Below are 11,264 nucleotides of genomic sequence, written 5' to 3'. Positions count from 1 at the left end.
CTGTTAATCCTGATAATGCAGAACGAGATTCGTCTTTGCTTAAAACTCTTGTACAACAAAGAAATAATCATTTTGGCGTTTATGCTTCTGTTATAAAAACAGGTGAAATTCATGTAGGCGATGAAGTCTTTCTTCTTGAATGATATTTTGCCAAATCACCATCAAACCAAATGTCAACTCTACTAAGCTCCCATGGAAGGACAGAACTTCTTGCATAATCTGTGGTGAAACTCGCTTCATGGTTGGCTAACGGGTACGATACTTCAGAAGGAGTATCGTTTTTCTTGTTGGACTAACGGGCAGTATAGTTGAAGTTACCTAAGTAAACCATTATTGTATTTTTATTTAAATATTTGTATAATTATGTAAAATCATATTTGATAGGGGGAACTAAAGTGGAACTAATTCCTGAGTCCACTAATTTAATGGATTATCTGGAAGAATTGGATATTATAAATTTTTCCCATCATTTAATTCAGAAAAAAATGAATGAATTGTTTCATGAAGGACAGTCAGAAATGGAAAAGGCTAAAATAGCATTTGAATTTGTAAGAGATGAGATTTCTCATTCGTGGGATATACAAAGCACAAGAGTTACATGTAAAGCTTCTGAGGTTCTTTACTATAAAGAAGGAATTTGTTATGCAAAATCAAATTTATTAGCTGCACTACTACGTTCGCAGGGGATACCAACTGGTTTTTGTTATCAACGATTGATGTTGTTTGATACGCCAGAAAAAGGTTATTGTATTCATGCTCTAAATGCAATTTTTCTGAAAACACTTAATAAATGGATTCGATTAGATGCTCGTGGTAATAAAAAGGGAATTGATGCTCAATTTTCAATTGACGAAGAAAAGTTAGCTTTTACTCCTCAAAAAGAATTTGATGAAAGAGATTACCCAATAATTTATGCGAAGCCACATCCAAAAACAATTGCTGTTTTAGAAGAACATACAGATGCATTAGAAATGTATAAAAATCATTTGCCAGAATATTTATAGTTGTTTAAGCTAAAGGTGGCGATAGTTGAACAAGGCATACAAAAAAGACCGATTTATTTCGGTCTTTTTCTGTGGTATAAAAATCAACATTAAAATTTAACAGAAGCAAAAATAAAATTACCTAAAAAACGGCTTCTCAGATTGGTGTATAAAAGAAAAGGATCATCGGATTAACTCTAAATCCTTTTCTTTAGTTTTAGCTTTTTCCTGCGTTCGTTTTTCTTCTAACTCTTGTTTCAGTCTTGCTTCCAATTCGTTGAAGCGCTGAAGCTCTTCCTTGTATCGTTTAGGATTTTTTTCAATATACATGATGGCTCTTCTAAGTGTTTTTAACCGAGCGTTTTCGATTTTTTGATTCAGCCGTTGTTCTAGTTTCTCCATTCGCTGCAATTCGGCTTTGTATCGCCGAGGATTTTCCTGTAGTTTTGTTTTCAAAATCATTAACCTGTCTTTAGCTTCCACTAAACGAAAAACGGTTCGTTTTGGGTCTTTTTTTAACGAAGTTAGCGCTCTTGCGATTTCTCGTCTCTCTGCTTTTCGAATGCTCACTTCTAGTTTCGATTCTATGCGTTGTAGGCGTTCCAATTCTTTTTTATTCTTTTTCGGGTTTTCCATCAGCTTCTGTTTAAGATCGTTCAGGTTTTCTTTTGCCTTCAGTAGAGTTTTAAGTGATTTTTCGTTTGATTTAGTTTCTTCCAATTCGCTTTTTTCATGAGAGGGAGGATTTAACTTTCGTGACCGTTTAGCCTTTTCCAAAATCTCTTCAAGTATCTCATACAAACTTTGGTTGATGTGATCTCGGGAGTCCATATTAACTGTGACCTCCTTATTCTTTTTTCTTAAATTTATCCGGCTTTTTTTCATTAATGTAGTTCGCGAAAATCTTAAACAATTCTTCTCGTTCTGGGATTGTCAAGTGTTCCAATTCAAAGTACTTTTCCGCTAGTGCGCCGGTTTGTATCAACCGATGCGCTCTTTTTTTACGTTCACGTTCTTTTGCCAATCTTAATATTTGTCGTTTTCTTTCTTCCAGTTGTTCAATTCGTTTTTGCAGATCACTGATCGGACGTTTTTTGTCCATTGGATCCCTCCGTGTTTTGACCACTACCGAAATATTTTTTTGCTTCTTCTTTGAATTTGTCAATCAACAATTTCGCCTGCTCGATATCTTCAATATCCCACGTTTCCATTAGATACTGACCGATTTCTCTTTGAGCTTGCTCGATGTATTTTCGCTGCTTCTCCTGCAATTTTTTGATCTGTTCCTCAATCTCTTGTGCTCTGGACAAAGGGTCTTTTCTTGCCATTTCATTCACCCTTTCTTCTTTGAATATTTCTTAAGAATATTTTACATGATGAGGAATTTTATGTCTATCCAAAACAAGAAAATTATGGTATAATGAAGTCACGAATGAAATGAGTGCCCATTTATACCCCTTTCAGGGGTAAATGGGAACTCGCTTCGCTCGATAAAAAGTTTGTCTTCGACAAATGACCCGCAGGGGCTAAAAAAATTAAGAAAGGAGGAATGACGATGGCATACTTTCTATTCCGTACACAAATCATTAGTAAATCAAATCGCTCAGCCGTTGCTTGCGCTGCCTATCGAAGTGGAGAAGCATTGTATTCAGAACGGGATGGATTAACAAAAAAATACGGCCATCGTGACATTCCTCCGGAAACTTATATTCTTGCGCCAAAACATGCTCCAGAGTGGGTCTACAATCGCGAACGTTTATGGAACGAAGTGGAGAAAGTTGAAAAACAACATAACGCTCAATTAGCTAGAGAAATCATCGTCGCTCTTCCAACACAATTAACCAATGAAGAGCAAACGCAATTACTTTTGGACTTTTGTAAAGAGAATTTTGCAGATGAAGGAATGGTAGCAGACATCGCTATTCACCGTGATAAAAAACATAATCCACACGCTCACATCATGTTAACGATGCGTCCGTTTAATGAAGATGGAACGTGGGGGAAGAAACGTAAAAAAGTGAACGGAAAATCCGTTCATTTAACAAACTGGAATGATAAAGAAACGCTTCTGAAATGGAGAAAAAATTTCGCCGATCGGATCAACGAAAAATTCAAAGAAAAAGGAATCAATGACCGAGTTTCTCATGAAAGTTATGAGAAACAAGGAATTGATAAAGTACCTCAAATTCGTCTTTCTCGTGAGGCGTATCAATATGAACAACGAATGAAAAGAGAAGCTGAAAAGCAAGGAAAACCGTATGAGCCGGTTACATATTACGGCAAATTGAATCAAGAAATTCAACGTATTAATCAAGAACTAAAAGCGTTAAAACAACAGGAAAAAGTTGTATCCATTTCTGAATATCAAGAAGAAAAATCATTGAACGAAACGATCGAATCCATTCGTAAAAATGCCTCTTTAAACGATGTAGAAAAAGCATCGTTACTTTTGGTTGCCAAGCGAGCAAAATCGTATGTTGATTTTGCTGTAGCAAGACGTGTATATCATGATCTCGCTGAAGGCAATTGGAAGAAAAAAATCGACAGCCAGCAGCTGAAGCTGCGAGCGCTTAAGAATGTCATCAATAAGGCGTATCATGTGTATCAGCAAGAACCAAGACAAGTGATTCAGTACGGCTTCCATCCAGGAAAATTTAATGAGCAACTAAGAGAAAAAATCGCTCAACTTAAAGAGATGGAGAAATCCTTTGAAAACGAGTTAACCAAATACGAAGCTGTTCTGAAGAAAGCCGAATTAGCACTGGAAGTGCAAAAACGGCTAACAGAAGAGGAGTTCCGAGTCTTGTATCCTCATGCCGGAGCTGACTTCCGGATTGAAGAAAAATATCATGCCGTTCAATACTTTAAGGACACAGGGGGTGTGTTGCCAGAGAGTGAAATTCCTGCTTATGCGGCGAAGAAAGAGCAAGAGATTCATCGGATGCCGACCTTCGCGGAGCAAACCCGAAACATGTATCAAAGTCTCTTCGTTTTGAATCGCACGATTCAAAAGCAATCGAAAGAGCGCATGGAGGCGTTGAAGGCAAGAGACTTTGAGCAGGCCTTTGAAGCGAGCCGGAAGATCGAGCAATGTATGTTGAGAAAAGAGAAGATGAGCAAAGAGCTCGAGGAAAACAAAGCTGTTTTGCAAGCCATTTTGAGCGAGCATTACGGCAGAGATGTGTTCATCACGAACACGGCAGCCTTGTTGCGGCTGCATGAGCTGGTGGAACGCGGCGAAAGCAGCAAAGACTTTGAAGCAGATTTACGCCGTATCCACGTTAGCGAACAACAAAAACTCGAACGTATGCCAAAACCTGAAACAGAAGCGCAGATCATGGAGTATCAATACCGGCAACATGTGGCTGATGGTTTGTTAGAAGCGATAGAAGAAGCACAACGAGCGAATGATCGCAAGAAATATGAGAAAGACCCAACGAAGAAACGGCAACGCAGAAGATATCGTGGTCAAGAATTTGAACGCTAAGGGGGAGAGGAAATCACGATGAACTTTAAAAAAGATGCCTGGAAGCCGATATTCGCTAGTGTTGTGTTGACCGTTATAGCTGCCTATGTTCTGATGGGATTGTTTTATATGATCGGGAACGGAGGCGACTTAAAAGAAATTTTATTAAGACCGAAAGAGTTAATCACGTTTGTTTACACGGAAGAGAACTTAAAAACGGTTTTCTCATTGGCTCCGTTTGTGATTTTAGCAGCGCTGCTATACGCTTTTCGGTCATCCATTATTGTTCCGAAGTTAGAATATGCTAGCGACTTTGGCTTGCATGGAACTTCCCGGTGGGGAACGCCGGATGAAGTCATCGACGGCAAGATGTTCTCGAAAAACAACTCGTATACGAAAGACCCTGTTGACGCTTTTCAGATGGAAAAAGGGATTATCGTTGGCAAAGTGCCAAAAAAACGGGAACTTCTCATCATTCCGAGAAACACGACGATCGATAACCGAAATGTCTTGGTCATTGGTTCGTCGGGGTCTGGGAAAGGTCAATCATTCGTCTTTCCTAACATGATTAACCATACGGAAGAAACCATTATTGTGACAGACCCGAAAGGGGAAATATATGAAGCTACCCATCAGATCAAAAGGGACCAAGGATACAAAGTCTATCAGGTGGACTTTATCAATTTCGTCAATTGCGATCGATACAATCCATTAGACTACGTCGAGGATGATGAGGATGCTAGGGCAATTGCTAATACGATCGCTTCTAACTCGGTTGACGAAGGAAAACGCGATTTCTGGAGTGAATCAGCTGTCGCCTTTCTGTCAGCATTCATCCTGTACGTGAAGGAAAAATACAAAGACAAGGCCAATATGCGCCATGTCGTTGAAATGGTGGCGAGAGCAGGAAAAGATGAAGAATATTTGGATGAAATCATTAAAAATATGTCCCCAGACCATCCAGCGTATCATATGTTCACCCTTGCAAACATGAGCAGTGGAAACACTAGAGCTGGCATTATGGCGACCTTGGCGCAACAAATCTCCATTTTCTCGATGCAAAAGATCGCGAAGATGACCGCTAAAAGCGATTTCAAATTTCATGACTTGCAGAAAGAAAAATCCGTTTTGTACATCAAGATTCGCATGGATGAAAACCCGTTTGTTCAATTGACTGCTACGTTCTTTGAACAGTTGATCGCTGTTCTATACGACATTGCTGACAAGAATCACTCGAAGTTACCGATTCCCACTATCTTTCTGTTGGACGAATTCGCCAACATCGGCACGATCAACAAATATCCGCGAGTATTGGCAACCTGTCGCGGACTTGGTATGGCCATGATGACGATTATCCAGGACATCGGACAGCTAGAGGACAAAAAACGATATGGCCCGGAAATGGCTCGTTCGATCATCAATAACCACGATACTCAGTTGTTTCTGCGAACGAAAGACACGAAAACAGCGAAATACTTTAGCGAACTCGCCGGAGAGACTACGGTGAAGCACAAACAGAAAAGTGCTTCCTATGGACGTAAGGAAGGCAGCAAAAGCATTTCAGAGCAATATGTAAAGCGCTCATTGATTACGCCGGGCGAACTTATGAACATGGACAAAAACACTTGTTATTTATTCGTATCTGGGGCTTACCCGATGAAGCTAGAAAAAGCGTGGCAGTTCGATATTTACGGCGATTTATTGAGCAACTATGAAAAATACCGAAGCCGTTTAGGATATACTGCGCCGTTGTGGAATGGAGAATGGGTATGGGATGAAGAAGATTCGGCTGCCCAAGACATCCAAGAAGTCAAGCAAGAGTTAGAAGAGTCGGATGTGGTATTGCTTAACGAAATGATCGATGAGATCAATAAGATTGACGAAGACGAAGAGGACGAAGAGATTACCGAAGAGGAATTGAGGGTATTACTTGGCAACGTTGAGGATGAAAACGAAGATGAAGAAAACGAATCCGAAGAAGTGGGAGAAGCAGAAGAACTACAATCGATTTTAGATGAAATTGAGGAAGAATTAGACGCATTCGATGAAATGGAAGATGAGATCACCGAGGAGGACTTAATGGAGATCATTGAAGAATTCAGCGAATTCAGCGATGACAGCGAAGGAGAGCAAGAAGAAAGCAATCAGAAAATCGCCGACGAGCTGCCAATTTGAAATCGATAGGGGGATGCTTTCATGATCGTCATTCTTGCAGAAAAACCCGACCAGGCACGAAAACTCGCATCACCGTTTCCACATACCAAAGGAAACGGTTTTCTTTCTATTCAGTCGTGTAAAGAATTTCCGAACGGGGCAACAGTGACCTGGGCAATTGGCCATCTAGTCGAGCTAAAAGAGCCAGAGGAATACCGTCCGGAATGGAAAAAATGGGACTTGGCCACTTTGCCGATTATTCCTGGGCAGTTTGAGTACAAAGTGTCGAAGGATAAAGCCAAACAGTTTCAAACCGTTAAGAAGCTGCTTAAAGAGGCTGATGAAATCATTATTGCGACCGATCCAGCCAGGGAAGGAGAAAATATCGCTCGTCTGCTTATCCTCATGGCCGGATGCTCGAAAAAACGGATTAAGCGCTTTTGGACATCATCTCTAACCGAAAATGCCATTCGAAAAGGGTTTGCTGAACTGAAAGACGGGAAAGAAACCATCCATTTGTTTCATGAAGCCCAGGCGAGACAGATCGCCGACTGGCTAGTAGGAATGAATGCTAGTCGGCTCTATACGCTGCTTCTTCAGCAAAAGGGCATCCGGGATGTATTTAGCGTCGGACGGGTGCAGACTCCCGTTTTGAAACTGATCTATGATCGCCAAAAAGAAATTGAACACTTTCGGCCGGAACCGTTTTACGAATTAGAGGGACAGTTTACAGTTAAGAACGGAACATACCGAGGAAAACTAAACAAACGTTTTTCGTCTCTTGATGAACTATACGAAACTGTCCGTCCCGACATCACGAAAGAACAACAGACCTACCAAGCAGTGATTAAGAGCGTACGAATCAGCGAAAAACGAACACCAGCTCCGAAACTCCATAGTTTATCTACGTTGCAAAGCAAGCTCAACCGAACCAAAAAGTTCAGTCCAACGAAAGTATTGGAGCTTGTGCAATCTTTATACGAGAAAGGATATGTATCGTATCCTCGAACCGATTCGCAATATATCACCGAGGAAGAATACACCTACTTACAAAAGCATGTGGACCAATATCAACAGTGTCTAGGCATTCATGTTCCTATTCGTTCGCTTCAGCCTTCTAAACGCTATGTAAATCCAGAGAAAGTGAGCGATCACTACGCCATTATTCCAACAGAAAAAGTCCCTGACACTAAGGCGTTTGAAACTTTTTCGTCTGACGAAAAAGAAGTGTATTACGAAATCTTAAAAAGCGCCCTGGCTATGTTCATGACTGATTATGTTTATGACGAAACCGTCATCATTACTTCTGTTGGAAAACAAGAATTTGTCACTAAAGGACGAACAGAGAAAGAGATGGGATGGAAGGCTCTGTATCAAAACGAAAAAGACGAAGAAAGTGAAGGGGAACAAGTAGCTATTTTACCTGAAGTTAAAGAAGGAGAATCGGCTAAAGCCGATATTTCCGTTAAGCAGGGGATGACTCAACCACCAAAGCCGTATACCCAAGGACAGCTTATCACACTAATGAAAACAGCCGGAAAGTACGTAGAAGATCGGGAGATGAAAGAAGCGCTGAATCAGGTTGAGGGGTTAGGAACCGAAGCCACAAGAGCAGCCATTATTGATACCTTGATTCAACGGCGACTAATCGAAGTAAAGAAAAACCAAGTGTTTGTGACGAAGAAAGGAGAAATCCTTTGCGAAGCAGTCAAAGGAACTATCCTATCCAAGCCGGAAATGACAGCGAAATGGGAGCTGTTTTTGCAAGAAATCGGGAAAGGCAACCGATCAAAAGAGGTGTTTATTGAGCAGGCGAAAAAGCTATGTTATGCACTGATTCAACAGGCTTCTCAGGATGTTGAACGTATCGATGCCAAACAGGCGCTTGAAGAGATCAAGAAGGAAAATACGATCGCTCCATGCCCTCGTTGTCAAAAAGGATACATTGTCGATCGAAAGACATTCTACGGATGTACAGAGTATACCAACGGGTGTAAGCAGACATTTCCGAAGTCCATTTTAGGAAAAAACATCACTAAGACACACGTTAAGCAGCTTTGTGAAAAGGGAAAAACCAATAAGATCAAGGGATTCAAAGGGAAAAAGTCCTTTGACGCCTATTTGACACTCCAAAAAGGGGAAATCCAGTTCACATTCCAATAAACCAAGACCATTTGAAGAAAGGATGACCAATTATGTACGAGTACCACGAAATCCTGGGCAGCGAAAAGCCGATTTATCGCACTAAGCCGCCAGGTCTTAAGACCCTTTTTGAGATTCCTTCAGGAGAATTTCTCATTGATTATGAGATAGTAGGGTATCTGGAATATGAAGAGAACGGGAAAAAACTGTATGAGCCACTGTACGCCATAGTGAGGGATGAATCGTGAGTTATTACCAACAATCGAATGAATACAAAGAAAAGCTGAACAAAATCCAAAAAGAAGTCGATCAAGCCATTGAACGCCTTTTCAAGAACGGAGAGTTTCAACGATACTTGGAGGTGGTTGCGCGGTTTCCAAAGTACAGCCTTCACAATGTCATGATGATTTTATCACAGAAACCAAATGCCACGTTGGTTATGGGATACAAAGCGTGGCAGGAGCTTGGCAGACACGTTCAAAAAGGCGAAAAGGCCATTAAGATTTTTGCACCGATCTTCGAGAAGAAGTTGCAACCCAAAATTGACCCTGAAACGAACGAGCCTGTCCGTGATGAAAAGGGGCGAACAGTGATGGAAAAGAAAGAAATTCTAAAAGGTTTTCGCTTTGTCAACGTCTTTGATATTAGCCAAACCCAAGGAAAAGAGCTGTTTGATATCCGAAAATTGATTCGTGAAGATTTAAAAGAAAGCGAGCACATTCAGTCGCTTTACAAGCATTTTCTGGCTCATTTGAATAAAAACAGAATTGAGGTGAAAGAAGAGGTATTGGACGACCCGAATATAAAGGGGTACTATGATCGAGCAAAGCACCTTATTCGTATTAATGCGTCTGTTGAAAATACTTCATTGAAATTCAAAACGCTCATTCACGAATACGCCCACGCTCAATTGCATCATAAAGACAGTGACATGCAAAACTTGCCTAGAGGACACAAAGAAGCACAAGCTGAAGCTGTTGCATTTATCGTCTCCAAATATTACGGATTGGACACAGAACCATACAGCGCTGGATATATTGCGACCTGGGCTAAAGACATTCAGTTGGCGAAACAGGCCATGAAAGAGATTCAGCATGTCGCCCAGGGTATTATCCAAGAAATTGACGAGTTGATGAAAGAACGAATCAAAGAATTGCGTCAGATGCATGAGTCATCTAAAGATCAAGACAAAAACAATAAAAACGAAAAAGATAAAGAGATGCAGCTGCAACGTTAATAATGAGGTGATGAATATGGAAAAGACAAAACCGTTCTGTAAAATGACCCCAGACGAATATTATGATTTTTTATGGAGTTACACGACCTTTGATAAAACAAGAGAGCAACTGATCGAAGACTTAGAAATTACGGAGGAAGAAGAAAAGTATCTTGACGAGGCCTTGAACTATTTAAAATCAAGGGTGGAAATCCATGAGAAAGAGGGACGTCCGAATCCTTCGTATGCTTTTTACTTAGTTGAGTATTTAGAAGAAGCTGTAGATGAAGGAGTACCAGAAGAAACAGTGAGAGAGATCGAAAAAGCGTTGGACGAAAACGATGAAGAAAAATTAGCCGACGCCGTAAAGAAAGCGTGGGGAATCCGTGAATAAGAATGATTGGATGTCCATTCGTACAGGAGATATTGTGTTAGTGAGGGACTATCCCAATCTTCAATATAAAGAAGCACACGCCGCCCCTACGAAAACCCGTTTTGCTGTTGTGATCGGAAATTTCAGGGGCGGATACGCCACTCTTCCTGCCCACGCCATTGTTACTAAAGGAGGAAAAACAGAGCAGCCCTATTATCGATTAAAGGAAAACGAATTAAGAGTACCTGCCAATATTATTAGCGATCGATCTGATATTGCTTTAAAAGGGGTGATTAAAGCTCATCGTTTTCCCCTTATCCGAAAGGAACAAATGATATTAAAAGTTGGCAGCTTGCCCTTAGAAACGAAGATACAATTAATTGATATTCACGAAACGATCAGGAATCGCCCGATTCATGTTCTTGAAATGGAGAAAGAAAATCCTTATTATGCAAAATTCATGGGTTTTTTCAAAGAAGTCACACTGGCCGAGAAAATGCAGTTTATGCGAGATGATCGCGGGAATCATCAATACGAGTTTGTGAGAAACGAAGAATTTAGAGTGAAGGCGATTCAATTGTTGGAAAAGAGGAATCATTTACATATTCTATCCGTACAGTTAGAAGGAGATAAAGGCACTTTCACGCACACTTTTGCCACAAAGAAATCGTTGCAAGAAATTCGAGAAGATTGGAAAGAACCGAAGAAAGCCAAAGAATGGATTCGGGAGGATGTGAAATTTTATGCTTTATGGAAGAATCCGTTCTTGCAATTAAAACCTGACCCACAACCCCATCCCGATAAATATCAATCATTAGAGAAATTCCGAGAAAGATCAAGCGTACTAGAACGATAAGAGAGGTTCTTTCGCTATAAAAGCAATATTCTTTAGTCTTGTCCTGGCGCATTTTTAGGCCGTTGCATTTAAAA

General features: G+C 40.5%; 12 protein-coding genes. 9 read left to right on the top strand and 3 right to left on the bottom strand.

Annotated features, from left to right (window positions below; translation table 11 throughout):
* Both GCA01S_RS19425 and GCA01S_RS11270 read left to right on the top strand, forming a co-directional pair.
* On the top strand, positions 1 to 143 hold a 143-nt coding region (locus tag GCA01S_RS19425; RefSeq protein ID WP_155835574.1), incomplete at its 5' end, for an MOSC domain-containing protein.
* Between the two features lie 252 nt (positions 144 to 395).
* A complete protein-coding gene (locus tag GCA01S_RS11270) occupies positions 396 to 1,004 on the top strand; it encodes a transglutaminase-like domain-containing protein (RefSeq protein WP_042410070.1) in 609 nt (202 codons plus the stop codon).
* Between the two features lie 162 nt (positions 1,005 to 1,166).
* Here GCA01S_RS11270 and GCA01S_RS11265 read toward each other — a convergent pair whose 3' ends face one another.
* The 3 genes from GCA01S_RS11265 to GCA01S_RS11255 are packed head-to-tail and all read right to left on the bottom strand — an operon-like array spanning position 1,167 to position 2,311.
* Positions 1,167 to 1,814 carry a V-type ATP synthase subunit I domain-containing protein gene (locus tag GCA01S_RS11265; protein WP_042410069.1) on the bottom strand — a complete coding sequence of 216 codons (648 nt, stop codon included), beginning with the start codon at positions 1,812 to 1,814 and terminating at the stop codon, positions 1,167 to 1,169.
* A gap of 16 nt (positions 1,815 to 1,830) precedes the next feature.
* Positions 1,831 to 2,085: a hypothetical protein gene (locus tag GCA01S_RS11260; protein ID WP_042385881.1), complete on the bottom strand. Its 255-nt coding sequence runs from the start codon at positions 2,083 to 2,085 to the stop codon at positions 1,831 to 1,833.
* A complete protein-coding gene (locus tag GCA01S_RS11255) occupies positions 2,060 to 2,311 on the bottom strand; it encodes a hypothetical protein (protein ID WP_042410068.1) in 252 nt (83 codons plus the stop codon). The genes GCA01S_RS11260 and GCA01S_RS11255 overlap by 26 nt, the downstream gene beginning before the upstream one ends.
* Positions 2,312 to 2,538: 227 nt before the next feature.
* Here GCA01S_RS11255 and mobQ point away from each other — a divergent pair, with 227 nt between their 5' ends.
* The 7 genes from mobQ to GCA01S_RS11220 are packed head-to-tail and all read left to right on the top strand — an operon-like array spanning position 2,539 to position 11,190.
* The gene (gene mobQ / locus GCA01S_RS11250) at positions 2,539 to 4,470 is read left to right on the top strand and encodes a MobQ family relaxase (protein WP_042410064.1); all 1,932 of its coding nucleotides are present in this window, start codon (positions 2,539 to 2,541) and stop codon (positions 4,468 to 4,470) included.
* Between the two features lie 18 nt (positions 4,471 to 4,488).
* The gene (locus GCA01S_RS11245) at positions 4,489 to 6,624 is read left to right on the top strand and encodes a VirD4-like conjugal transfer protein, CD1115 family (RefSeq protein WP_042410062.1); all 2,136 of its coding nucleotides are present in this window, start codon (positions 4,489 to 4,491) and stop codon (positions 6,622 to 6,624) included.
* 21 nt (positions 6,625 to 6,645) lie between these two features.
* Positions 6,646 to 8,766, top strand: coding sequence for a type IA DNA topoisomerase (locus GCA01S_RS11240; RefSeq protein WP_042410060.1), 2,121 nt, complete (start codon positions 6,646 to 6,648; stop codon positions 8,764 to 8,766).
* A gap of 32 nt (positions 8,767 to 8,798) precedes the next feature.
* Complete coding sequence (locus tag GCA01S_RS11235; RefSeq protein ID WP_008881725.1) at positions 8,799 to 8,993, top strand: hypothetical protein; 195 nt, start codon at positions 8,799 to 8,801, stop codon at positions 8,991 to 8,993.
* Positions 8,990 to 9,982, top strand: coding sequence for an ArdC family protein (locus tag GCA01S_RS11230; RefSeq protein ID WP_042410057.1), 993 nt, complete (start codon positions 8,990 to 8,992; stop codon positions 9,980 to 9,982). The genes GCA01S_RS11235 and GCA01S_RS11230 overlap by 4 nt, the downstream gene beginning before the upstream one ends.
* Positions 9,983 to 9,998: 16 nt before the next feature.
* Positions 9,999 to 10,355 (top strand): hypothetical protein, encoded by a 357-nt coding sequence (locus GCA01S_RS11225; protein ID WP_033017425.1) that lies wholly within the window; start codon positions 9,999 to 10,001, stop codon positions 10,353 to 10,355.
* A complete protein-coding gene (locus GCA01S_RS11220) occupies positions 10,348 to 11,190 on the top strand; it encodes a hypothetical protein (protein WP_236927543.1) in 843 nt (280 codons plus the stop codon). Before GCA01S_RS11225 ends, GCA01S_RS11220 begins: the two co-directional genes overlap by 8 nt.
* Positions 11,191 to 11,264: the final 74 nt, after the last annotated feature.

Origin of the sequence: Parageobacillus caldoxylosilyticus NBRC 107762 (genome assembly GCF_000632715.1) — a bacterium.
Classification (GTDB): Bacteria; Bacillota; Bacilli; order Bacillales; family Anoxybacillaceae; genus Saccharococcus; species Saccharococcus caldoxylosilyticus.
This window is presented reverse-complemented; position numbering and strand designations above follow the sequence as displayed.

What these genes read in the sequence shown, in the direction of transcription:
- GCA01S_RS11240 (WP_042410060.1), top strand. Translation starts at nt 6,646, where the DNA reads ATGATCGTCATTCTTGCAGAAAAACCCGACCAGGCACGAAAACTCGCA.
- GCA01S_RS11225 (WP_033017425.1), top strand. Translation starts at nt 9,999, where the DNA reads ATGGAAAAGACAAAACCGTTCTGTAAAATGACCCCAGACGAATATTAT.
- mobQ (WP_042410064.1), top strand. Translation starts at nt 2,539, where the DNA reads ATGGCATACTTTCTATTCCGTACACAAATCATTAGTAAATCAAATCGC.
- GCA01S_RS11245 (WP_042410062.1), top strand. Translation starts at nt 4,489, where the DNA reads ATGAACTTTAAAAAAGATGCCTGGAAGCCGATATTCGCTAGTGTTGTG.
- GCA01S_RS11235 (WP_008881725.1), top strand. Translation starts at nt 8,799, where the DNA reads ATGTACGAGTACCACGAAATCCTGGGCAGCGAAAAGCCGATTTATCGC.
- GCA01S_RS11255 (WP_042410068.1), bottom strand. Translation starts at nt 2,311, where the DNA reads ATGGCAAGAAAAGACCCTTTGTCCAGAGCACAAGAGATTGAGGAACAG.
- GCA01S_RS11260 (WP_042385881.1), bottom strand. Translation starts at nt 2,085, where the DNA reads ATGGACAAAAAACGTCCGATCAGTGATCTGCAAAAACGAATTGAACAA.
- GCA01S_RS11265 (WP_042410069.1), bottom strand. Translation starts at nt 1,814, where the DNA reads ATGGACTCCCGAGATCACATCAACCAAAGTTTGTATGAGATACTTGAA.